We start from the raw sequence: 24,200 nt of genomic DNA on the forward strand, positions 1-24,200 counted from the left end.
TGCCGTCGAAAGAGCATGAATATATATGCTTCTGAAGGAGTTGAACGCGATGAGCACACTTCAGGAACAGGTCGCACGCTGCCAAAAGAAAACCATAACACAGCTGAAAAACATGCAAAATGCTGATGGTTCATGGTCTTTTTGCTTTGAAGGCCCAGTGATGACGAATTCATTTTTCATCCTCCTTCTCACCTCATTTGAAGAAAAGGCTAATAAAGAACTGATTGTAAAATTGGCAAAAGGCATACGGGAAAAACAGCGGCCGGATGGAACGTTTACCAATTATCCCGGTGAAGAAAAAGGGAATGTGACAGCCACTGTCCAAGGATACGTCGGAATGCTTGCGTCCGGATGTTATCTTAGGTCTGACCCTCATATGATACAGGCAGAACGTTTTATTATTTCTCAGGGCGGTCTCAAGGATGTTCATTTTATGACAAAATGGATGCTTGCAGCCAACGGGCTTTATCCTTGGCCGGTGCTTTACCTCCCGCTGTGTCTCTTGGCTATTCCCCCAACGTTTCCGCTTCATTTTTACCAGTTCAGCACGTACGCGCGAATTCATTTTGTGCCCATGGCCGTGACTCTTAATCAAAGATTCTTTCTGAAAAATCCAAATATCCCTTCTCTCAAACATCTCGATCCGCATATGTCTAAAAATCCTTTCACATGGCTCAGAACAGACGCGTATGATCAGAGGGACCTCTCTTCTATTCTGGCCTATTGGAAACAGCTGCTGAACGTGCCATTTTCTTTACATCAGCTTGGCTTTCGTACAGCCAAAACCTATATGCTTGATCGTATAGAAAAAGACGGGACCCTGTACAGCTATGCCAGCGCGACCATTTTTATGATCTACAGCCTTCTGTCCCTTGGCATGTCACGCCATTCTTCCATCATTCAGCAGGCTTTGAACGGGGTTAAAACGTTGGTTACGGAATGTGACGGCATCCCTTATTTAGAGAATTCCACATCTGCTGTTTGGGACACCGCTTTAATCAGCTATTCCCTTCAGCAAAGCGGTGTGCCTGAGAAGGATTTGATGATAACCGGAGCCGCAGACTTTCTGTTGGAAAGACAGCATAAAAAGAAAGCAGATTGGTCTGTCAAAAATCCGCACGCTGCACCCGGCGGCTGGGGCTTTTCAAAAATCAACACCATTAATCCTGATTGTGATGATACCGCAGCCGCATTGCAAGCGATTCCGCGCGCCCTGTCTCCTATGTCTTGGGATCGGGGGCTGAACTGGCTATTGTCTATGCAAAACAAAGACGGAGGATTCTCTGCCTTCGAAAGAAATGTGAACCACCCTCTTATCCGTCTGCTTCCGCTTGAGTCGGCTGAGGACGCAGCGGTTGATCCTTCGACACCCGATTTAACCGGACGCGTGCTCCGCTTCTTAGGTGAAAAAGCAGGTATGACACAGAATAACAGGCAAATAAAAAAAGCCGTCAACTGGCTCATCGATAACCAGGAGGATAACGGATCATGGTACGGCAGATGGGGCGTTTGCTATATTTACGGAACATGGGCCGCTATAACAGGAATGCGTGCCTGCGGTACAGAAGCGTTTCACCCTGCTGTAAAAAAAGCGGTGCATTGGCTGAAAACAATTCAGCATGATGATGGCGGCTGGGGTGAATCCTGCAGAAGCGCCGAAGTCAAAACATACGTACCTTTACGATATGGAACGGTAACCCAAACAGCCTGGGCGTTAGATGCTTTATTGCAGTATGAAGAACCTGATCACCCGTCCATTACAAAAGGACTCGAGTTTCTTATTAACAGCGAAAATCACAACAAGCACAGTTTTGACTATCCAACAGGAATCGGACTGCCGAAACAATTTTATATTCGGTATCACAGCTACCCCTTTGCCTTTTCTTTACTGGCTTATTCAAGCTATATGAAATCAATTGAAAAGAGGGAGATGAAATGAAACGCCATACGTACCAAACCGAGATGATCAATTGGTGTGAGGATTTAAAAGAACAGGTTCAAAAACGAGGGCAATATAATCATTTTGAGGCTCAATTTAAAAAAGTTCTTGATAAGCTTGAGGATGAACAAGCGACAGAAGAAGAATGGTACCGGGAGGCCGCCGCATTATACCGAGATATAACAGAGGCAGACGGAACAAGCGAAAGAAAAACCTACGTGCCGATTGGAAAGCATGTTCTGCCAAAGCTTCCTTACAAGTATTCGGCACTTGAACCCTATATTTCTCGTGAGATTATGACACTTCATCACACAAAGCATCATCAAAGCTATGTGGACGGTTTAAATAAAGCAGAACTGGAGCTAAAGAAAGCAAGACAAACGAAAAACTATGAGTTAGTCGCCCACTGGGAACGAGAGCTTGCTTTTCATGGAGCGGGACATTATTTGCACAGCATTTTTTGGTTCTCGATGCATCCGAACGGAAAAAGGCGCCCTACCGGAGCATTGTTTCAAATGATAGATTTGTCGTTCGGCAGCTATTCTGCCTTCAAAGAGCACTTCACACAAGCAGCTAAAAAAGTGGAAGGTGTCGGCTGGGCCATTCTCGTTTGGTCGCCGCGCTCCGGACGGCTTGAGATCCTAGCTGCGGAAAAGCATCAGCTCTTCAGCCAATGGGACGTCATCCCCTTACTGCCCCTTGATGTATGGGAACACGCCTATTATTTACAATATAAAAATGAGCGGGCAAAATATGTTGATAACTGGTGGAATGTCGTTGATTGGCGTGAGGCGGAAAAACGTTTCGAAAAAGCGCGAAACGTAGTATGGCAGCTTTATTAAAAAAAACCCCCGATGTTTGGGGGCTTTTTACTATTTAAAACAGGCCGATCACATGTAAAAACACAATAATAATAGCTACAGGAGAAAGATAGCGAATCAGTAAAAGCCAGACGGCAAACCATTTTTTCTTTATGCTTGATCCGCTCTTCAGCTCCTCAAAAAGCGCCTGTTTCGGAATTTTCAAAGGTACAAAAACCGAAATCATCAGTGCGCCAAAGGGCATCAAGACATTGCTGACTAGAAAATCGGCAGCGTCAAAAATAGATAAGTGAAAAATAGAAACGTCACTCAGCACACCGTATGATAGTGCGGACGGCACCCCGACAGCAAAAATGGCGATCCCGCCTGCCCATGCGTACCGTTTTCTTTTTTTTGGATCTCCTTTTGAAAGCACCGCCACCAAAATTTCAAGCATTGAAAAAGCAGAAGTAAGGGTTGCAAACAAAAAGAGAATTAAAAAGGCTAATAAAAAGACAATACCAAACGGCATTTGGTTAAAAACAGTCGGCAGCACGTTAAACAAAAGCTGCGGACCCTGATCCGGTTTCAGTCCGAATGAGAATACTGCCGGAAAAATGGCGATCCCCGCCATAATTGCCACAAGTACATTCAGCACCGTTACGGATACAGCGGATTGAATAATATTTTCTTCTTTTGCTAAATAAGCACTGTACGTAACCATAACGGAGACCCCGACGCTTAAAGAGAAAAAGGACTGGCCCATGGCATAGAGAATTGTATTCGCGTCAATGGAATGAAAGTCAGGCGTCAAGAAAAACTTGATCCCCTCCATTGCTCCGTCAAGCGTCACAGACCGTATCATTAAAATAATAAATAACAGAAAAAGAGCGGGCATTAACACTTGGCTTGCTTTTTCAATTCCGCTGCTCACGCCTTTGGCCACTACTAAAATGGTTAACACGATAAACAGGAATTGTCCTCCTACAGCGGCATACGGATTTGATATAGTATCTGCAAATAAAGTATCAAACCCTGAAGTAAGCGACAAACCGCCTGAAAAGCCTTTTATGATGTAGATTAATATCCAGCCGCCCACCACGCTATAAAAGGATAATAAAATAAAACATGTGGTAATCCCAAGATAACCGATCCAATGCCACTTGCTTCCCGGTGCAAGCGCTTTATAGGATTCAACGGCATCTTTTTGGGTTTTCCTGCCGATGATAAATTCCGCCAGCAGTAAAGGCAGTCCGATTAAGATAGTAAATAAGATGAAGATTAATAAAAATGCGCCCCCTCCGCTGGTACCCGCTACATATGGAAACTTCCATATAGCGCCAAGTCCAATTGCTGAACCGGCGGCAGCTAAAATAAATCCCAGCTTTGATGACCATTGATTAGCGTCTTTCACTCCAACACTCCTTTATTCATTCCTACTAAACGTATAAAGCTTCATTGTAAGAATATCGTACTGTATAGTCAAGAAAGAATTTACGAATAATCTATCAGTTTACATAATATAATTATTGTATCCAAAAAAGTTTTCTTATCATAATGACAAATAAGTTTCAATATTGAATTATTCAGAAAAATCACTATAATAAGAGAATGTCAAAAAAACTGTAAGGTTTTCTGCTATCATTATGGATTTTATTTGTGAGGAGAGTGCTTATGGAGAGCATCAAAAAGATCAGTCAATTTGCGGGGCAGACCTTTGGGATTTGGGTTATTGTCTTTGCTGTGTTAGGTTTTGCTTTTCCGCCTTTGTTTATGTGGATCAGCTCTTATATTACGGTTTTTCTGGGTATCATTATGTTCGGCATGGGACTTACGCTTCAAGCGGATGACTTTAAGGAGCTGATCAGAAAACCATTGAATGTGCTCATAGGTGTAATCGCGCAATATACCATAATGCCGCTTGTTGCAGTCGGTCTGGCATATGGTTTGCGCCTTCCTGCAGAAATTGCGGTCGGAGTCATTCTGGTTGGCTGCTGTCCGGGCGGGACATCATCAAATGTGATGACATTTTTGGCTAAAGGGAATACAGCACTGTCGGTGGCTGTTACGACCATTTCAACCTTACTGGCGCCTATCATGACACCGCTTCTGATCATGCTGTTCGCCAAGGAGTGGCTGCCTGTTTCCCCAAGCTCCTTATTTATTTCCATTCTGCAAGCTGTCCTGTTTCCGATTATAGCAGGCCTGATTGTAAAAATGTTTTTCAAAAAACAGGTTACACAAGCAGTCCATGCTCTTCCGCTTGTATCTGTCATCGGAATCGTGGCCATCGTTTCAGCAGTCGTCAGTGCCAATCGGGACAATCTGCTCCAGTCCGGCTTACTGATTTTCTCAGTCGTCATCCTTCATAACGGAATCGGCTATTTGCTCGGATTCCTTGCTGCAAAAGTGCTAAAGATGGATTATCCATCGCAAAAAGCGATTGCCATTGAGGTCGGAATGCAAAATTCAGGGCTCGGTGCAGCGCTTGCAACTGCCCATTTTTCACCTTTATCAGCGATTCCCAGCGCGATATTCAGTGTTTGGCACAATCTTTCCGGATCAGTGCTCGCTTCTTACTGGTCAAAGAAAGTAAAGGCTTCCGCTGCTGAATCGGACAATTCCAAACTGCCTGCATAAAAAAACACCGCTTTGAATTTCACAAAGCGGTGTTTTACATTCTTATCCCTCTAATAAAAGCTGTTCAGGATCTTCGAGCAAGTTTTTCACAGTCACTAAGAATCCGACTGCTTCTTTTCCGTCTACAATCCGGTGGTCATATGACAATGCAATATACATCATCGGACGGTTTTCAAAGCGTTCTTCGTCAATTGCAACAGGACGCAGCTGGATTTTATGCATTCCTAAAATTCCAACTTGAGGGCTGTTTAAGATTGGCGTAGATAGCAATGAACCGAATGTTCCTCCGTTTGTAATCGTGAAGGAACCGCCTTGCAGCTCACCAAGCGTTAATTTGTTGCTTCTCGCTTTTTTCGCAAGTTCACCGATTTCTCTCTCAATTCCGGCGAATGAAAGACGGTCAGCATCACGGACAACAGGTACAACAAGACCTTCGTTCGCCGCTACTGCAATACCTACATCATAGAATTTCTTAATGATCAGTTCGTCACCTTGAATTTCAGCATTCAATAGCGGGAATTTCTTCAGGGCCGCCACAACGGCTTTTGTAAAGAATGACATAAAGCCAAGCTTTACTTCATTTTGCTCCAAAAATTGATCTTTGCGGCGTTTTCTTACATTCATAACCGCTGTCATGTCTACTTCATTAAATGTTGTCAGCATAGCAGATGTCTGCTGCACCTCTACCAGACGTTTGGCGATGGTCTGTCTGCGGCGTGACATTTTTTGCACTTCAACCGGCTTTTCAAAGTCTTGCTGTGATTTTTGTGCCTGCGGCTGCTGTTTTGGCTGAGGCGCAGGTTTTGCTGATGGTTTTTCATAGGCTTCTACATCTTGTTTGCGAACTCTGCCGAGAGGATCCCCTGTTGGAATTTGTGACAAGTCAATTCCTTTTTCTCTGGCTAGCTTGCGTGCTGATGGAGATGCCACTGTTCTCGACTTTGATTCTTCTTGCGCTTCCTGGCTGACTTGCTGTGCAGCCGGTTCAGCTTGCTTCTCTTCTTTTGTATTTTCACTTTTTGGAGCTTTGTCTTCAGACGCGGGGGCAGAACTTTCTCCCGCACCTTCTGTAATCGTGCCGATAATTTCTCCGACTTGGACGGTATCACCCGAATCTTTCAATACCTCTTGAAGTACACCCGATTCTTCAGCTGTCAGTTCCACATTCACTTTATCCGTTTCCAGTTCAAGCAGATATTCACCCTGTTCTACATAATCCCCGGGCTGCTTTAACCATTGGGCTATTGTTCCTTCTGAGATTGATTCTGCTAATTCAGGTACCTTAATTTCCGCCATTTTTCAATTTCCCCCTTAGTTTTTGCGAGTCAAGCTATCAGATACAATGCGTTCTTGTTCTTTTTTATGAACTGTCGGATCGCCCTCTGCCGGACTTGACCGTCTTCTCCGACCAATATATTGAACACTTACTCCCTCTGGTGCAACTTCTGATAAATAAGGACTGATGTAACTCCATGCTCCCATGTTTTGCGGCTCTTCCTGAACCCAGACAATTTCTTCAAGATTCGGCAATTTAGCGAAGAGCTCTTTTATTTCTTTCGCAGGGAATGGATACAGCTCTTCGACTCTCGCAATGTGAAGCCAATCTTTCCCGTCTTCCAACTTATTAAAATGATCACTGATGTCAATGGACACTTTACCGCTCGATAAAACGAGACGCGTTACTTTTTCATAAGCATGAGAGAGTCCTGACTGTTCATAGACTGGCTGGAATTGGCTTTCGCTTAGTTCCTGTACTTCTGACACTGTATTCGGATTACGAAGAAGACTTTTTGGCGTCATGATCACCAATGGACGAATTTCCTCGCGGAGAAGCATTTTCGCCTGTCTTCTTAAAATATGGAAGTATTGGGCAGCGCTTGTCAAGTTGGCAACCGTCCAGTTATTTTCAGCCGCAAGCTGAAGGAAACGCTCAATTCTTCCGCTTGAGTGTTCAGGCCCCTGTCCTTCATAACCATGCGGAAGAAGCATAACTAAGCCGGATTTCTGGCCCCATTTCGCCCGTCCCGCAGAAATGAACTGGTCAAAATACACTTGAGCCGCGTTGGCGAAATCGCCGTATTGGGCTTCCCAAATCACTAAAGTTTCTGGTGAATACACGTTATACCCATATTCAAAACCGATAACGGACCCTTCTGAAAGCGGACTGTTGTGTACGGCGAAGGATGCTTCGCAATCGGATAAATGATGCAGCGGCACAAACTCTTTGCCTGTCTCACTGTCATGAAGCACAAGGTTTCTTTGTGCGAATGTTCCGCGTTCAGAATCCTGCCCCGTCAAGCGGATCGGTGTTCCGTCTTTTAAAATCGACGCAAATGCGAGTGATTCCGCCAATGACCATTCAACTTTGCGATCATCATCAAATGCTTTGGCCCGTCTTTCAAGAATGCGTTTCAATTTGCCGAATACGTTAAATGATTCCGGCCAATTGACCAGCTCTCCGTTCAGCTTGCGCAGCACATCAAAATGAATGGATGTGTCAACATCCGGGAAGCCGTTTGAAACAGGTTCCGGAAGTTCAATTTCACGGACAGCATCTTCTTTTTTCGCAGGAACCTTTTGATAGGCGTCCTCTATTCTTTTCGCCACAGATTGCTCAATGTTTTGAACCGTTTCTTCGCTGATCTGCCCTTCTTTTATCAGCTTTTCTGCGAAGATCTGTTTCACGGAAGGGTGCTTTCTGACGGCGTCGTATAACATCGGCTGAGTCGTTGACGGCTCATCCATTTCGTTGTGGCCGTAACGTCTGTACCCGATTAGATCAATCAAGAAATCTTTATTGAATTTTTTGCGGTATTCAACTGCAAACTTCACTGCTGAAAGACAAGCTTCAGGATCGTCTGCGTTCACGTGAACAATCGGGATTTCATATCCTTTTGCCAAGTCGCTGGCATACTTCGTTGATCTTGATTCATCGCTTTCTGTCGTAAATCCGATCATATTATTGGCAATGATATGAATCGCTCCGCCGACTTGATAGCCGTTAAGCGAACTCAAATTCAACGTTTCTGCCACAATTCCTTCTCCAGGGAACGCTGCGTCACCATGGATAAGAATGGCAAGTGATTTCGTTTCATCCTGCTCAGGATACCCGCTTTGTGTTCTCGTTTCTTGAGCGGCCCGCGTGCTGCCTTCCACTATCGGATCAATGAATTCCAAGTGGCTCGGATTGTTCGCCAGCGTGATCCGTGCAGACTTTGTTTCAGCGTCTTGAAGATGCCTTTTCGCGCCCAGATGGTATTTGACGTCCCCTGTCCATCCGTAGCTGATTCCGACAGATCCCTCAGACGGAACTAGTTCTTTGTTTGGCGCATGCTGGAATTCCGAGAAAATGATTTCATACGGTTTGCCGAGCACATGTGCCAGCACATTCAGGCGGCCCCTGTGCGCCATTCCGATATTAACGCTTGTTGTGCCCGCTTTGACGGACTTCGCAATAATATCATCAAGCACCGGCACGAGAGCATCCAGTCCTTCGATCGAAAAACGCTTTTGGCCGACGAAGGTGCGGTGTAAAAACTGCTCAAGGCCTTCCACTTCCGTAAGCCTTTCTAAAACGGCTGCCAGCTTTTCCGGTGAATTCTTTTGAAACAATTCGCCTGACTCAACCATATTCATGAGCCATTCCCGCTCTTCGAAATGATGCACATGGTCAAATTCAAATGAGATTGTTTTTTTATAGGTGTTTCTTAAATGTTCGATGGCTTCTATGCCGTTCGTAATGTTTTTAGGAGCGTCTTTGCAAATCACGGACGCCGGTATTTCTTTTATTTCCTGTTCTGTCAGCCCGTAATCGGATAACGGAAACAACTCTCGTTTCTCCCGGTCCTTTCTGAGCGGATTAACGGAAGCGTTTAAATGGCCATAGGTTCGTATATCTTCTGCAAGTTTAACTGCTGATGCGATCTTTTGTATCAGATCGGCTGTGATGCGTCCCGGTTCTTTAGTTCCCGATGCCTCTTTTATTTGGCTCGGCGGAGCTCCCAGTTCATCAAACATGTCCTTAAGATCCGGGTCGATACTCTTCGGATCTTTAACATATTGATCGTAAAGCTCCAGCGCGTAGCCGAGGTTCGGACCGTAAAATTCTTCCCAATTCATTCTTTGTTTCATACTATTTTGAAACATTTGAACATTACCCCCAACCTAGATAATCAAGTGATTGATTCACTATCTTGAAATAACTTTCGAACGCTGTGCCCAAATTTATGTAATAAAAACGCTTCCAACGATATTTTACCACTCTTTGCAATTTGATTCTACCTTGATTGTTCACAAAACAGTAAAAAAATCATCGTAAAAACAAAAAATTTAAATCATTCATAAAATAAAACCCAAAAAGCATAGAATAACGGCTATCCTATGCTTTTATGGAGCAATTTTTTCAAGAGCGGATAGAGCACATCCGGAAGCTGGTCTACATCCGGAACGAAAATACTATATTTTCCGTACATATCCTGAATGGTTTTCATTTGGGACTCTTCAATTTCAGTGTTGGACAGAAACACATTAATCACTTCTATCCCTCTTTTTCTTGCTTCAATGACAGCTTCACTCGTATCCACAATTCCGTTTTGTTCATAACCGAACGCAGCCGGTTCTCCGTCAGAAAAGACAAGTAAAAATTTTTGCGCTTCGCGGCGCTGTAAAACCTGTTTGGTCATTTGCCTGATGGCGTAGCCGTCCCTGTTGTCTTCCTCCGGTTCGAGCTGCATAATGGCAGGCCCCGCTCCTTTTTGCAGGGAATCCTGAAAAGGAATTACCGTATTAAAATAGTTCGGCTGGCTGGTTTCGGTCGCATCGTTCGTGTCCTCCCAAAAACCGACAATCTGATGCGGAACGGACACGGATTTCAATGCTTCATGAAACAACACGATTCCCCGTTTCGTTTCCTCCATTTTATCAAACATACTTGCAGAACAATCGACAAGCAATGTAAATACGGCATCAATTTCGGAAGACGGCTCCTGCTTTTTATAGAAAAGACGTGGATTGCGTTCTGTAAAATATCGAAGCAGCTTATTATTCAGACGGCCCGCATGTAAATCTGTCCGGGGGAGCGTCTTTTTATGCTCAAGCGTTTTTTGAATCATTTGCTTCAGCCGCTTTTGATACGATTCAATCGACTTCGTTTGCTGCTTATAATCAAGCTCCTCTTCCCGGGAAACAGGCTTCGGCTCTTTATAAATCGGAAAGGCGAATCTGTTTTCTTTTCCGTCCGTCAGGCTGCCTCCGTTCGGTTCGTCTTTTCTTGATTCCAGCGCCTCCAGCTTGGAGTAGTCTTTTCTTTTTGTCTCTTGGGCTGAACCTTGAACAGAACCAAGGGCCTGATCCCCGTCATCCCCTTCTCTGGCGGCGTCTTTCCCCAAGTCTGATTTCGCCCCGTGTTCAATATCAAATTGCAGAAAACTTTTAGAGGGAGCCTCCGTTTCACGATGCCACGTCGGCATTTCCTCTTCATGAATGTCCTCATCGCCATCCGACTTTTTCGAAAGCTTGAGATCATCGCTCAATTTCGGCGCTGTTTTTATATCTTCAAATAACGGCTGCTCCGCGGCTTGCTCATAATCAAGCTCAGGAAGAAAGAAATAGGTGTTCAGCATGTCCTTATCCAGCACTTCTTCTAATCCGTCCATAATTTCTTTGACAACGTTTAATACCTGGCTTGTGGATTCTGCTTCGTATACACGGATCAGCCGGCTTTCTATAAAAGGTATCATCAGATCAATATCTTCACGCATGGCAGGAATGCCTTCCAGCGGTGACTCTGCTGTCAGCTTGACATATAAGGCACAAAATAATGCATCGGTAAAAATGCTTCGTTCTAAATTTAATGTCAGCTGTGTCGTGAAGTATTTTCTGTACATGTTTCTTCTTTTCGAAAAGATCCGCTTAGTTCCGGGGCGCTCATGTTTAATGAGCTCTTCAATTCTCATATCCTCAAGCAGCATAAACAGCTGTTTCGCAAAGCTCTTATGAGAAATATGATGATGCGCAAACTCCAAAAGGCTCGCAAACTCATGGTACGAACTGTAATTCGTTCCGATTGAGCGCAGGTAGACGTCGCTTTTCAGCCCCGCTTCCATATCCTCAGCTGCTCTGTCTTTCCAAAAATGGCTCATATAAATTTTCTTTTCGAATGGATTGTAATAAGACTGGACTCCGTATTCGACTTCGACTTCTTCGCTTTTGGTAAGTGTTTTGGCCAGGTCGGTCAGCATCATAAACAAGAACGAATCTATTGTGCTGTCATTAAACTTAATAAACTTCATCTCTTTACCCTCATTCAAACAGAGTTTCTGCGATATTCCGAACCGCTGCTTTTTCACGGTCATCGTCAAGCTTTTCCACAATTCCTCTTTCGATAGCCCGAAGAGGCGGAATATAAGCCGCTAAGTCACATGTATCAATCAAAGCTCTGATAGATGCCGCTTCCTCGGATACCTGGCCGTTATGGGCTTGAACGATCAAATCAGAAGAAAGCGTAATAAACCTGTTGATCAGTAGTTCATCTTTTAAAGCTGACTGCGATGTCAGCACTTGCTTCAGCAAATCACCTTTAATATAAGGAACGTCGATGATGACAAAACGGTTTTTCAATGCTTCGTTCAGGGGCACTGTACCGACATAGCCTTCATTGATTGCGGCAATTACGCCGAAACCTTCTTTTGCCCGAACCACTTCTCCCGTGAACGGATTGGTCATCATTTTTCTGTAATCCAACACGCCGTTTAAAATCGGAAGCGTTTCCGGCTTTGCCATATTAATCTCATCTATATAGAGAAAATGCCCTTCGTTCATAGCGGTTGTCACAGGTCCTGAAACAAACTCAATCGTTGCCTGTCCTGATTCGTTTTCGATGGTTTTGTAGCCGACAAGAGCTTCAGCGTCAAGATCAACCGAGCAGTTTACACTGTGCATCGGTTTGTTGAAATAGCTGGACAGTGTTTCAGCAAGCTTTGTTTTACCTGAACCGGTAGGGCCTTTTAATAAGATGTTTTTTCCCAGAGCTAAAGAGATTATCGCATCAAACAAAATCGCTTCATCCTCTGCTGCATAGCCTGATGACCCGATAAGTGTCTGAAATTCTTGCGGAATCGTCTGTTTTTTATATGATAAAAGCTTGTTTTGAATGTCTTCCGGAAATGATAGATGCTGCAATTGTGATGTCATAGATAGGTTTCCTTTCCAATTCATATTCCATTAACGAGTATACTAAAAAAGCCCTTGTATTCTCAATACAAAAGGGCTGTGCCAATTATTGTTTTTTAGTGTTGCCGGAGAGTGCTCCGCAAACGATCCGGTCCCCTGAATTTCCGCTCGGATTGGTTAAATAATCATCCGCCTGTTCATGAATCACAAATGCGCTTCCGTCCTTATCAAGGATATTGAGCTTACTTCCTTCCTTTAAAGAAGTTTCCGGCGCATTCATAATCACATCCACTTTTCCGTTGGCACCCACTTCAAGGTTGGGCAGATCACCGGCATGATGCCCCATTGGGTTGTTAAAGCCGTGTTCTTTATTAAGCGGATTAAACGGTCCTCCCGCCGATTCAAAGTCCGGCTTCACGCAAGTTCCCTTTTCATGAATGTGAAATCCAAGGGAAGCGCCTGGGGGAAGCTGGGTCGCTGAGATATGAAAATCTAAACCTTCTTCGTCCGACTCTTTTATTTCAATAAAGCCGATTTTCTTGCCTTTCGAATTGACCAGCTGTACGTCGTAAAGAAATGCCGACGTTTCAATCGCTTTACTATCAGGCTTAGGGTTTGAGTGATCTGAGGCTCCCCCTTGTCTGCATCCGCCAAGTCCCAGTGCCCCCAGCATGATAAGCAGTAAAAGACGATGCATGCTGTCTCCCCCTTGTTTTTTCATACAGTCTGGTCAAAGGATTCCCGGAATAAACAAGAAAAAAGCCTTGAAGGCTTTTTTTAAAAATAACTTCTGGCTCCCAAGTAGCGCGGCTTCCAATATGAGTTGCTCAAATTTGAAATCTCTACGCCGGATGAGCTTGCATGAATAAAATTACCGCTGCCCAAGTAAACCCCCATATGAGAAGGACCCGATTTATATGTTGTAAAGAAAACAAAGTCTCCGACAGATGGCTGGCTGACTTTCTGCATCGTATTCCAATATCCCGCAGTGCTTAACCTGGAAACAGAGGATACTTTATTAATGAGGTAATAAATATAACCGCTGCAGTCAAAACCCGCTGGCGTGTTGCCGCCCCAGCGGTACGGAACTCCGACATATTTTTTTGCTTCAGTTATCATTCTGTCAATCTTTGAACCTATTTGCACATTTGAGTCCGGTTTATCTGTTGTTGTATGATCTGTAGTTTTATCAGAACCGTTTGATTTTGATGTCCCTGAAACGGTCAGAACCTGTCCGATTTGCAGTACATCTGAGGACAAATTGTTTTTTTCCCTGATGCTTTGAACCGTTATTCCCAGTTGATTGGCAATCTTCCAAAGAGAATCACCTGATTTGACCTTGTATGTAGATGTTTTTACAGTATTATCACCTGAGTTTGGGGGCTTTTTCGACCCGCTGCTCCCGCTGTTTGATGAGCTTGTCCCTTTAACTTTTAACACTTGCTTCGGATAAAGGGTATCCGACTTTAAGCCGTTTAAGGTTTTTAATTCGGCAATCGTCATATGTAACTGATTAGCGATCTTCCACAACGAATCGCCGAGCTTCACTGTATAAGTTCCGTTTTTGGAACTTGAGGAATTTGAACTGTTATTTGTTTTTTCACTCGAATCGCGTGAAGACTCCTTTGAGTTTGAGCTTGTCCCCTTGATTTTCAGCTTTTGTCCGGGACGGATTAAATCACTGCTCAGGCTGTTTAAACTTTTTAGCTCAGAGATACTCATATTGTGGTTTTTGGCAATCATCCACAACGAATCGCCGTATGTAACTGTGTAGCTTGATGTTTTGTTTGTGCTTTTTGGTGATGACGTGCTTTTCTTTCCGCTCTCAGGTATTTTTAAGCTCTGCCCGGCATACAGCATGCTCGTTTTCAACTGGTTTTCGGATTGAAGAGCTGCAATACTCGTATTATACTGGCGCGAAAGCTTCCATAAAGAGTCACCGCTTTTCACCTTGATGGTTTTTGCTTCCACAGGAGCCACGACCATAGATGAGCCGACGACAGCAGTAGCGGCCATTCCGGCTACTATTGTTTTTTTCATATTTCCGATCAACCTCCTACTTTTTCTGTTATAACGCTGGATTCAAAAATAAGAACTGCTAAAAAAGGCCATCTTCTTTTTTATCGGCACTTATTCAGTTTTATCAACAACTTCTCAATAGATTGGCGACGTTTCAGTCTCAGGTGACCGTATCATTCTCACAACAACACCGATTATTTTACAGAAAAGGAACTTCACGCCCAAAAGATTTTGGAACCATTTGGATATTCATGCTGCAATTTGTTACTTTCTATCTAATCAAGGTAATGCTTTTAATGAGAGAAACGGCTTTCCCCCTCTGCTGACTGTTTCACATACAATTCTCCAACAGATTGCAAAATCCTCCTTAAAACAGTTTTTATGACGAAATATATCATTCAGAGGCAATAAAAAAAGCCTGCTTCATTTTCATGAAACAGGCTGTTTCATTACATATCTGCTGTTTGCGTGCTTGTTTTGACTTGCTCTAGAATGCAATCTGCAGCACGCTTAGAGCCTCCGGCTGCTATCAGCGATTCTCCGATTTTGTTTGCTTTTTCTGAATAACGGGTGTTTGCTGTAACTTGTTTAATGGTTTCTTGTAACACTGCAACAGAAACGTTTTCTTTTTTCAAAACCTTTCCCGCGCCTATTTTTTCAACTTGACTACCCACCATAAACTGGTCTGCTCCCATAGGGATCACAATCAGCGGCGTTTTGTAATACAAACCCTCGCTTGTACTGTTCATCCCCCCGTGAGTAATAAACAGATTCGCCCTTTTTAATATTTCAAGCTGAGGAACATAAGGCTTCACAATAAAATTTTCGGGAATTTCGTTCAGATCGCTTTGTTTGAGCTGCTTGCCGATTGCTAACACTACCTTGCCCTCAAAGCCTTTACATGCCTCTAAACATTGATTAAAAAACTCTTTTTGATTGTTGAAAATGGTTCCCATAGAAATAAACAGAACATTTTCATTTTCTATCTCTTCAAATGGGAAATCAAAGTTTCCTGGACGGTCGGCAATTGAAGGACCTACAAATAGATAGTTCTCTCCAAATTCATCAGCATTTGGCTGAAATTCTTTTGAAGTAAAGACAATGGTCAAGTCCCCTTCGCAAAAAAAGATATCAAACGGCTTGTTGATTCCCGCTGCAAAATCGGCATTTAATGTTCGGACAATCTCTTGATAGGATGAATAATAAGGAGATTCCTCCATTGGCGAGTTGTGGTTAAACTGACCGATTTGCTTCATAAATTCCTCGTTCATTGCGAAAGTTGAGCATAATGAAAATTTTGGCACCTTCAGCAAATTAGCCACTATTTTTCCCACTATGAAATGATGGTCATACAACACATAATCATATGATTCATGCTTTACTTCTTCATAAATACGAGACGCTATATCCCGGCATTCTTTTAGAAGATGGTAGAACAGTTCAGTGACATCGCCCCCTTCATCTCCGGTTTTATTCTTTCCAAAAGTATCGTCGCGAAAATCGTTATATTCGCGGTATTCTACACCAAGCCCGGTGATTTTTTCTTCATATTCCTTTACTGCGTAATAGGTAATCGTTTCTCCTCTGGATTTCAGCTCTTTTATAATGCCCAATGACGGATTGATATGGCCTTCACCCGGAAAATTGATCATCAATACCTTTGCCATGTCATCTGCTCCCTTCCTTTTAAATGTATGTAATATTTTACACAGTACTACAATTACTTATATAGGTAAAGTATTTAACTTTATTAACAATTAACATATATAACTTTTTTACTAGGCTTAGATAGCTGTTTTCATGAAAAACAGCATTCAATACAGAAAGAATGCTGTAAAAAGGGTGAAAATCAGGTCCTTTGTTTCATGTGAATGACACGTCCGGGAACATTTCATTATTTTTATGTACTTAGTCATCTCGGTGAGATAAGCGGGTACAGTACGCCGTCCTTGGCGAAAGACATTTTCCCTGTTTCTTCAGACACAACAAGAACAAGCGCGTCGGTAAAACCTGAAAGCCCAATAGCAGCCCTGTGACGTGTTCCGAGGTGGATATCTACTGTTTTAGTTGTTAAAGGAAGAACATTCGCCGCCGAAATAAGCTTGTTTTCTTTCACAAGCAGTGCTCCGTCATGAAGCGGATTGCCGGGGTAAAAAATGCTTTCAATTAAGGATGCACTGATTTCTGCATGAAGTGATGTCCCTTTTTGGATAAAGCCGTCAAGGGCATCCCCTCTTTCGATCACAATTAATGCACCATGCTTTTCGTCAGCAAGATGCTGAATGGCTTTCGCAAGCTCTGTAAAAGAAGGCGTAAAGTGTTCCATATAAGCCTGTAAATAAAAGGACGAAGCAATCGCTTGCATGTCTTGAAATGTATGTCCGAGATCATCCAGTTCACATAAAAGGCATTGATCCTTTTCGTTGAGTGTCCGCAAAATAACAGACGTATCCTCCAGAATCTGTTCCAAATAGGTTTGTATTTGAGTTTTAAACATATGTTCAGTCATCTGTTCATTTCGCATTGCCAAAACCATCTCTCTTTGTCAAATTTTCTCTTTCACGCATGCTTATCAATATGGTGCGCATCCTATTTGTGAAAGGAGGCTGTCTTAAGCATGGAAATCGAAAGAATTGTTCAATATACTTGCACCTTCCTCGGGATCATAGCTCTTTCTTTTATTTATGCCCAAATGTTTAAAAAAACGAAGCCGCCAAAGAAAGATTAGGTCAGAGGCTCATTGCTTTTTATACATAAAATGTTATAATTTCTCTCGTTATGTTAAAGAAACGGGGAACGAATAATGAGAGAAACAACAACGATCAATCAGAAAGTCAAGCAGCTGATTCACATTTTAATTCCGATTTTAATTACTCAAGTCGGCCTTTCTCTTATTACCTTTTTAGACACCGTCATGTCAGGAAAGGTCAGCGCCGCTGATTTAGCAGGTGTTGCGATCGGCTCAAGCCTTTGGACGCCTGTCTATACGGGGCTTGCCGGAATCCTGATGGCCGTCACCCCGATTGTGGCACAGCTTTTTGGCGCCGGTAAACGCAAAGAGGTTCCGTTTACCGTGATACAGGCCATTTATGTTGCGGCGATTCTGAGCATTTCCCTTATTATGATCGGTTATATCGTAGTTGATCCTATTCTCGGCAGCTTAAACCTTGAGCAGCATGTCCAGGAGATTGCAAAACACTTTTTAGGGTTTTTATCTCTTGGGATTTTTCCTTTGTTCGTTTATACGGTGTTGAGATCGTTTATTGATTCTCTCGGAAAAACAAAGGTTACAATGGCGATAACGCTTTGTTCGCTGCCGATTAATTTCATACTGAATTATGTGTTTATTTTCGGGAAATTCGGGATGCCGGCATTAGGCGGAGTCGGTGCGGGGCTTGCTTCTGCCCTGACATATTGGTGCATTTGTGTGATCAGCTTTTTTATTATTCATACATCTTCACCGTTTGCCGAATTCTCAATTTTTCGCAAGGCGTATATGTTCTCATTATCAGAATGCAAAAAACTTCTTACCATTGGTTTGCCTATCGGCTTTGCGATTTTTTTTGAAACCAGCATTTTTGCGGCTGTCACTTTGCTGATGGGTCATTTCAGCACTGTCACCATCGCTTCGCATCAAGCGGCGATGAATTTCGCTTCCCTTTTATATATGCTGCCGCTCAGTGTGTCCATGGCTTTAACGATTGTTGTCGGCTTTGAAGCGGGAGCAAAACGCTATGCCGACGCACGAACGTACAGCCACCTTGGCATTACGATCGCTGTTGGATTTTCTTTATTTACGGCCGCTTGCATCCTGCTGTTCAGACAGCAGATTGCCGGAATGTATACCGGAGATCCGGAAGTCCTGCGTTTAACTCAGCACTTTTTAATATATGCGCTGTTTTTCCAGCTTTCTGATGCAGTGGCCGCGCCTATTCAAGGAGCGCTCAGAGGGTATAAGGATGTAAACTATACGCTGGCGGCTGCTTTTGTTTCTTATTGGATTATCGGCCTCCCAGTCGGTTACGTCATCGGCACGTATACAAGCGCCGGCGCTTACGGATATTGGATCGGTTTGATCGCGGGGCTTGCTGCTGGGGCCGTCGGCTTATTTTTCAGATTACAGCGGCTTCAAAAGCGCAATTCATTGAAACAAACAATATAAGAGATGAAGAACAGGGGGAATAAGAATGCCTGCAAATAAGCGATTATATGATTACCTGTCTCAGCATGCCGAAGAAATCAGTTCAACCTGGTATCAAAACATCGAAGAAAATGATCCAAACTCCATCTACGCATCGACAGATCCTGTTATTATTGAGAATCTTAAAAGACAAAATCTAGCTTTTAACCATCATATCAATCGTATTTTTATAGATGAGGAACATATTTATTTACCTGCTCTGAAAAATTGGGCATTTCAAGTGACACAGGATCAGGAGCATTTGAAAACACCCATCCATTATATTATTCGGGAGTTTGTCAGAGTCAGAGACTTGTATTTAACGTATGTAAAAGCATTTATCCGTCAGGAAGAAGCGAATTGTGAGAGTGCGGAAGATATAAGTCATACGCTTATGAAGGCATTTGACCTTGTTATTCATATTTTCATCGAAGAAATGTATAAAAACACAAATAATCAGCTGCAGGCGCAAAAAGAAATGATTAATGAATTGAGTTCACCTGTCATCGTTTTGTTTCACAATGTCGCCTTGCTTCCTTTAATCGGGACCATTGACACAGCTCGTGCCAAAATGATTATAGAAAATACGCTTGCTCAGTGTGCCGCAAAAAAGGTGACTCATCTGTATATAGACCTGTCAGGCGTGGCCATTATTGATACGATGGTCGCCCAGCAGCTCTTTCATCTAATAGATGCGCTGAAATTGCTGGGCGTTAAATCTACATTATCAGGGATCAGGCCTGAAATTGCCCAAACTGCCGTTCATCTCGGGTTGTCTTTTGAAGACATCTCGATGAGATCGACGCTTGCTTCCGCCATCGCTTCCGATTTGAAACTAAAAAAGGTATAAGGCCTGCGCCTTATACCTTTTTTCTCTGATCAGTCATTCCACTGATACGTCCAGTATACTTCTTCTTCGAACCATGTTGCCAAAACCGGTTCGTTATTTTTCAATTTCGCTTCAAGCTCTCTCAGCATACCTTCCGTTTGGGTGCGGTGGGCTTTTAATGCATTCATTTTGATATCTGCAACTTCTTTAATATCAAGAACGACATCAGGCTCGCCGAGGCTTTCTTCTCTATCCCGGGTAATGGCCATGCAAAGAGTGCGAGGGCGATCTTCTTTCTTTTTCCGGTAAAGCGCGCGGATCACCGCTTCCCCGCATGCGTCATGATCAGGGTGAACCCCGTACTCCGGATAAAATGTAACAATCAGGCTCGGTTTGACATCATCAATAATGGCTTCCATCATATCAGCCAAATACTCATCATTTTCAAACTCAAGCGTTTTATCACGCAGTCCGAGCATTCTCAGATCATTAACATCCATCGCTTTACAAGCATCTATCAGCTCCTGCTTTCTTAGCAAAGGCAGTGTTTCCCGATTTGCAAAGAAAGGATCCCCCATGTTCCGTCCCATTTCACCGAGTGTCGCGCAGGCATAGGTGACGGGAACTCCTTTTTTCCTGTTTAAAGCAATCAGCCCCGCCACTCCGTATGATTCATCGTCAGGGTGCGGCAGGATCACAAGTACATGTTCTTTCATCATTCTTCCACCCTTTTCTTTAGACTGTGAACGGCTTTTCACTGATCTGAAGCGAAATCGCCAGCTTTCCGCCCGGCAAGTGTCCCGCCATTAACAAGCGGTTCTCATCATCTATCGTATATTCTGTCAGGCCTTCAGCATAAATCCAGCCTTCTTCTGTTTTCAAGCCGACTCGAAATGGGCCGTTTCCTTTTATTTTCGCCTCGTGATACGTGACTTTCGCATTGCGGATATAAGCCACAACCGTCATGTTTTTTTCGTTTAAATGAGCTGAATAGGAACCTGTTGTTGTCTCCAAATGGATATAAACAGGGCGATCCGCATATTGTTCTAAAGAAGATTGCACATCTTCTTTTATGATTTCTTTCATAACTGCTCCCCTCTTTCTTCTCTCAAGTGCTGCAAGCGTTCTGTATGCAGCTCAACCAAGCGGTACTTATCAACCGGATTCAGCTGAGAATTCACAATGCGCTGCATGGCGGAAAAATATTTTTCCAGTAAAGGTTTACGAAGCCTCGGATGCGTCATTTTATCCAAAAGCTCAAGATCAATGGCCTGCCGCACCGCATCTATGCCGGTGCCGGCGAGTGAACGGTTGTTCCAGAGTGCGGTGTAAGCTGCCGCTATCTCTTTATCATTGTCCATCGTACAGCTCCTTTATGTCATACATACATGAAATGATTATACTCATCTAAGCTGCCGCTGAAAAGCCAAAGGGCTTAATGGCTTTTCGATATCCGCTTCCATTTCACTTGTGAAAAAGTAAACAAAAGCAGTGCAGCCCATATACAGGCAAACGTAAAGGCTTTTGATCCCGTAAATGCTTCATGGTAAACAAACACCCCAAGCAGCAAGGTAATCGTCGGTGCTATATATTGCAGAATTCCCACTTGATAAAGCGGCAGGCGTTTCGCCCCTTCAGCGAACAACAGAAGCGGCAATGCTGTAAATATGCCGGCAAAAAAGAGAAGCAGCCAGGTTCCTCCGCTGACCCCACCCGATGCAGACTGATGGGCGCCCAGCAACAAATAACAAAGAGCCGCCGGGGTGATCAGTAATGTTTCCAGAGTCAAACCGATTGCGCTCGGAAGACTTGTTCTTTTTTTACATAGTCCGTACAAGCCGAAACTGAATGCTAAGAGAAGCGCAATATAAGGAATTGAACCGTATTGGAACGCAGAAATAATGACAGCCGCCGCTGCAATAGACACGGCCACAATCTGCAGCCGGTTCAGTCTTTCTTTTAGAAATAAAATGCCAAGCAATACAGATACAAGCGGATTAATATAGTACCCCAGACTTGCTTCAAGCAAAAAGCCGTGATTCACAGCCCATATGTATACAAACCAATTGATGGAAATTAAAACAGAGGCAAGCAGAAGCGACAAAAAACCGCCTTTCTTTTTTAAAGAAAGAAGTTCCTTCCAGCCCGTTTTCCACTGGCGCAAAACAGCCAGCACTATGCACATAAACACAAACGACCATATGATGCGGTGGGCTAAAATATCAAGTGCGGGAAGATGCTCCAACAGCTTCCAATAGAGCGGAAATAATCCCCACAGCACAAATGAAACCGCTGTATAAATGATCCCTTTTTTAGTTGAAGAATTGTACAAATCAACCCCCTGCCTTTCTTTAGAGCAGCTTATATTATATCACGTGAAAGATCGAGTGGGCATATACTATTTTGTCCGTTAAGAAAGGCTGTGATGAGATGTTTGAATGGAACAAGTATTTCCCTTTCCAAAATCAATTTTCAAAGGAAGCTTTAAAAAATGCAGATCCAAAAGATGTAGAGGACTATGTAAATCGCGTCATGGAAAGCGTATTCGGTTCTAATCATGCGGCGCAATTTCCATTTCGCGATCCGCTTCCCAAAAAAGAAAAATCAACGGACGCCGCTCCAGAGATAGATATATTCGAAACAGCGGATCATGTTTTTGTAAAAATCCCCGCCGCCAAAGAGCAGATTGATAACATCAAAATCAAGCATACTTCACAGGCGCTGTTCGTAGAGAATTTCCACCAAAAGGATCAGCAAAAAAAGGTGGTTCTCCCAAGCTTGGTGAAGCGCAAAGGCACAAAAGCGGTATATAAAGACGGCCTGCTGGAAGTCATGTTTTTAAAGCACGATGATTACAATCTGTCCGAGGTTGAAATCATGAGGTGAAAAACGGTCTGCATCTTATGCAGACCGTTTTTACTAATAATAAGAGGGATAGCCTCCGCCGCCGTATGGCACGCCTGGCCCCTGGCCGTAGGGGACTCCCCCGTATCCGTATGGAGACGGAGGCGGATAAGGATATGGCCTTGGATAGTTAAACAGAGCACTCCCGAGAAAACCGCCTAACAAACCGCCGACTAAAGGAGCGCCAAACAAAAAAGGATTTCGCGCCGGATAACCTGCAGATTCTGGATTCCCGCGATAATATGCATGATGAGGGTACATCTTCTTTTCCTCCTTTATGTCTGCCTATATTAAAGGTATTCATACAGGAGAAAAAACGATTGGGCGAATCTTGATAAATCATTTTTTTCGTTATGATTGTGAGCTTACTCGCCAATGGTTCAAAACAACCCATGCCCGCTACAGATATTAAAGAAACATCGCCAATAATAAAACACAGCCGAGTCCGGTTACTGAAAGAATTGTTGTCAGCAAATCCACGTTTGAAACGTTTCCTTCACAGTCAGGCCGAAAAACTCTTTAACCATCCAAAAGCCAGCATCGTTTACATGGCAGGCAATCACACTTCCAGCTCCGGTTGCAAGCACCATCAATCCCGGGTTGACTGTATTCGCCGCCATCAATGGCGCTACCATCCCGGCAGTCGTAAGCGCGGCTACCTTTGCAGCCCCTGAGCACAGCCGCAGGACAGCGGCAATTATCCATGCAACCAGCAGAAGAGACATATTTGTTTGGCTGAACAAAGATGCTACATAATCACCGACACCGCCGCCTATGATTAATAGCATCATGGCGATTTGGGAGATTGATTGTGTTAAAGAAGCGATTAGCATATTTAAGTTACTTTTTGATCACATTTTGATTTCGAACTAAAATCCTAACGAGAAGTTGCCAACAACTTTTAAAGGGATCGTTATTTATTCGTATAGATGTTTATTGTCTGCTGAGATATAAATCACCCAAAAAGTGAAATGTTGATTAACTTTTGGTTATATGTTATATTTTACATCAATTTACTGCAAAAATAAGATGATATGTTATGAGATAAGGGCACGCTAAGGACGTTTTTACCCATTCTATTATGGATCTATAACAATCGGGGAGGTTAATAAATATGCCATTATTACGTTTTGATTTGATAGAAGGACGCGATGAAAAGCAATTGAAAAAATTATTGGATGCTGCCCATGATGCTATGACAGAGGCGTTTACCGTACCTGAACGGGACCGTTATCAAATTGTTCACCAGCACCCGGCAAATGAACTCATTATTGAAGACACGGGTCTTGGTTTGAAAAGAAGCAAAGATGTAGTCATCATTAGCATCGTAAGCAAGGCGAGGACTGAAAGCCAAAAAGAGACTTTATACGCTTTGCTGGCACAGAAGCTTGAAGCTGAGTGCGGTATATCACCCGAAGACCTAATGGTTTCCATCACAGAAAATGGTGACGCTGATTGGAGTTTCGGGCTGGGTGAGGCCCAGTTTTTAACTGGAAAACTGTAATAAACAGGACCACTGTGCAGTTAGCGCATTATTCATGGCCAGTTAATTGAAGACTGAAAGTCAATTTTAAAAATCGCCCGCACGATGATTAAGAAGAAATGCTTTGCCTCCTCTTAATCATCGTGTTTATGAGCAAATAAAAAACGTTTCCAACAAAGCGATGGAAACGTCATGAATCAATTTTAGATTGTCTAATGCCCGTCATTCTGAAGGTT

The 24,200-nt window shown here is 43.3% G+C and carries 21 protein-coding genes and 1 pseudogene; 7 read left to right on the forward strand and 15 right to left on the reverse strand.

Annotated elements, in window-relative coordinates:
* The first annotated feature begins 49 nt into the window (after positions 1–49).
* On the forward strand, positions 50–1,939 hold the full coding sequence (locus AAHT65_RS17630; RefSeq protein WP_343310598.1) for a terpene cyclase/mutase family protein: 1,890 nt from the start codon (positions 50–52) through the stop codon (positions 1,937–1,939).
* Positions 1,936–2,781: a superoxide dismutase gene (locus tag AAHT65_RS17635; RefSeq protein ID WP_063638419.1), complete on the forward strand. Its 846-nt coding sequence runs from the start codon at positions 1,936–1,938 to the stop codon at positions 2,779–2,781. Before AAHT65_RS17630 ends, AAHT65_RS17635 begins: the two co-directional genes overlap by 4 nt.
* Positions 2,782–2,815: 34 nt before the next feature.
* On the opposite strand, the gene AAHT65_RS17640 is transcribed toward AAHT65_RS17635, so the two are convergent.
* Positions 2,816–4,153: a sodium-dependent transporter gene (locus tag AAHT65_RS17640; RefSeq protein ID WP_258729327.1), complete on the reverse strand. Its 1,338-nt coding sequence runs from the start codon at positions 4,151–4,153 to the stop codon at positions 2,816–2,818.
* Between the two features lie 260 nt (positions 4,154–4,413).
* On the opposite strand from AAHT65_RS17640, the gene AAHT65_RS17645 reads away from it, so the two are divergent.
* Positions 4,414–5,379 (forward strand): bile acid:sodium symporter family transporter, encoded by a 966-nt coding sequence (locus AAHT65_RS17645; protein ID WP_010788926.1) that lies wholly within the window; start codon positions 4,414–4,416, stop codon positions 5,377–5,379.
* Positions 5,380–5,421: 42 nt separating this feature from the next.
* Here the strand turns inward: AAHT65_RS17645 and odhB are convergent, their stop codons facing one another.
* From odhB to cdaS, 8 genes are all read right to left on the reverse strand, one after another.
* Positions 5,422–6,675 carry a 2-oxoglutarate dehydrogenase complex dihydrolipoyllysine-residue succinyltransferase gene (odhB, locus tag AAHT65_RS17650; RefSeq protein WP_003325794.1) on the reverse strand — a complete coding sequence of 418 codons (1,254 nt, stop codon included), beginning with the start codon at positions 6,673–6,675 and terminating at the stop codon, positions 5,422–5,424.
* 15 nt (positions 6,676–6,690) lie between these two features.
* Complete coding sequence (gene sucA, locus AAHT65_RS17655) at positions 6,691–9,525, reverse strand: 2-oxoglutarate dehydrogenase E1 component (RefSeq protein ID WP_258729328.1); 2,835 nt, start codon at positions 9,523–9,525, stop codon at positions 6,691–6,693.
* A gap of 227 nt (positions 9,526–9,752) precedes the next feature.
* Positions 9,753–11,669: a vWA domain-containing protein gene (locus tag AAHT65_RS17660; protein WP_343310599.1), complete on the reverse strand. Its 1,917-nt coding sequence runs from the start codon at positions 11,667–11,669 to the stop codon at positions 9,753–9,755.
* Positions 11,670–11,679: 10 nt separating this feature from the next.
* Positions 11,680–12,594 carry an AAA family ATPase gene (locus tag AAHT65_RS17665; protein WP_106034987.1) on the reverse strand — a complete coding sequence of 305 codons (915 nt, stop codon included), beginning with the start codon at positions 12,592–12,594 and terminating at the stop codon, positions 11,680–11,682.
* 61 nt (positions 12,595–12,655) lie between these two features.
* Positions 12,656–13,246 carry a superoxide dismutase family protein gene (locus AAHT65_RS17670; RefSeq protein ID WP_010788931.1) on the reverse strand — a complete coding sequence of 197 codons (591 nt, stop codon included), beginning with the start codon at positions 13,244–13,246 and terminating at the stop codon, positions 12,656–12,658.
* A gap of 80 nt (positions 13,247–13,326) precedes the next feature.
* Positions 13,327–14,589: a LysM peptidoglycan-binding domain-containing protein gene (locus tag AAHT65_RS17675; protein ID WP_277713501.1), complete on the reverse strand. Its 1,263-nt coding sequence runs from the start codon at positions 14,587–14,589 to the stop codon at positions 13,327–13,329.
* 428 nt (positions 14,590–15,017) lie between these two features.
* The gene (locus AAHT65_RS17680; protein WP_343310600.1) at positions 15,018–16,235 is read right to left on the reverse strand and encodes a macrolide family glycosyltransferase; all 1,218 of its coding nucleotides are present in this window, start codon (positions 16,233–16,235) and stop codon (positions 15,018–15,020) included.
* A gap of 245 nt (positions 16,236–16,480) precedes the next feature.
* Entirely contained in the window at positions 16,481–17,092 is a 612-nt protein-coding gene (gene cdaS, locus AAHT65_RS17685) for a sporulation-specific diadenylate cyclase CdaS (RefSeq protein ID WP_035175490.1), read from the reverse strand.
* Positions 17,093–17,371: 279 nt separating this feature from the next.
* On the opposite strand from cdaS, the gene AAHT65_RS17690 reads away from it, so the two are divergent.
* Positions 17,372–18,730, forward strand: a complete 1,359-nt coding sequence (locus tag AAHT65_RS17690) for an MATE family efflux transporter (RefSeq protein ID WP_343310601.1) — start codon at positions 17,372–17,374, stop codon at positions 18,728–18,730.
* A gap of 25 nt (positions 18,731–18,755) precedes the next feature.
* Positions 18,756–19,598, forward strand: coding sequence for an STAS domain-containing protein (locus tag AAHT65_RS17695; RefSeq protein ID WP_343310602.1), 843 nt, complete (start codon positions 18,756–18,758; stop codon positions 19,596–19,598).
* A 29-nt stretch (positions 19,599–19,627) separates the two neighbouring features.
* Here the strand turns inward: AAHT65_RS17695 and bshB2 are convergent, their stop codons facing one another.
* From bshB2 to rarD, 4 genes are all read right to left on the reverse strand, one after another.
* The gene (gene bshB2, locus AAHT65_RS17700; RefSeq protein WP_003325781.1) at positions 19,628–20,293 is read right to left on the reverse strand and encodes a bacillithiol biosynthesis deacetylase BshB2; all 666 of its coding nucleotides are present in this window, start codon (positions 20,291–20,293) and stop codon (positions 19,628–19,630) included.
* A gap of 19 nt (positions 20,294–20,312) precedes the next feature.
* Positions 20,313–20,663 (reverse strand): YojF family protein, encoded by a 351-nt coding sequence (locus AAHT65_RS17705; RefSeq protein WP_010788939.1) that lies wholly within the window; start codon positions 20,661–20,663, stop codon positions 20,313–20,315.
* Positions 20,660–20,938 carry a hypothetical protein gene (locus AAHT65_RS17710; protein ID WP_061670171.1) on the reverse strand — a complete coding sequence of 93 codons (279 nt, stop codon included), beginning with the start codon at positions 20,936–20,938 and terminating at the stop codon, positions 20,660–20,662. The genes AAHT65_RS17705 and AAHT65_RS17710 overlap by 4 nt, the downstream gene beginning before the upstream one ends.
* A gap of 74 nt (positions 20,939–21,012) precedes the next feature.
* The gene (gene rarD, locus AAHT65_RS17715) at positions 21,013–21,909 is read right to left on the reverse strand and encodes an EamA family transporter RarD (RefSeq protein WP_258729353.1); all 897 of its coding nucleotides are present in this window, start codon (positions 21,907–21,909) and stop codon (positions 21,013–21,015) included.
* Between the two features lie 98 nt (positions 21,910–22,007).
* Between rarD and AAHT65_RS17720 the strand changes: the two genes are divergently transcribed.
* Entirely contained in the window at positions 22,008–22,463 is a 456-nt protein-coding gene (locus tag AAHT65_RS17720) for a spore gernimation protein GerT (RefSeq protein ID WP_326252897.1), read from the forward strand.
* Between the two features lie 33 nt (positions 22,464–22,496).
* On the opposite strand, the gene AAHT65_RS17725 is transcribed toward AAHT65_RS17720, so the two are convergent.
* Both AAHT65_RS17725 and AAHT65_RS17730 read right to left on the reverse strand, forming a co-directional pair.
* Positions 22,497–22,742 (reverse strand): hypothetical protein, encoded by a 246-nt coding sequence (locus tag AAHT65_RS17725; RefSeq protein ID WP_343310603.1) that lies wholly within the window; start codon positions 22,740–22,742, stop codon positions 22,497–22,499.
* A 147-nt stretch (positions 22,743–22,889) separates the two neighbouring features.
* Positions 22,890–23,296: pseudogene (locus AAHT65_RS17730) on the reverse strand (gluconate permease); the annotation flags it as partial.
* 299 nt (positions 23,297–23,595) lie between these two features.
* Here AAHT65_RS17730 and AAHT65_RS17735 point away from each other — a divergent pair.
* Positions 23,596–23,985, forward strand: a complete 390-nt coding sequence (locus tag AAHT65_RS17735) for a tautomerase family protein (protein WP_343310604.1) — start codon at positions 23,596–23,598, stop codon at positions 23,983–23,985.
* Positions 23,986–24,200: the final 215 nt, after the last annotated feature.

Source organism: Bacillus atrophaeus (assembly GCF_039519175.1).
Classification (GTDB): Bacteria; Bacillota; Bacilli; order Bacillales; family Bacillaceae; genus Bacillus; species Bacillus atrophaeus.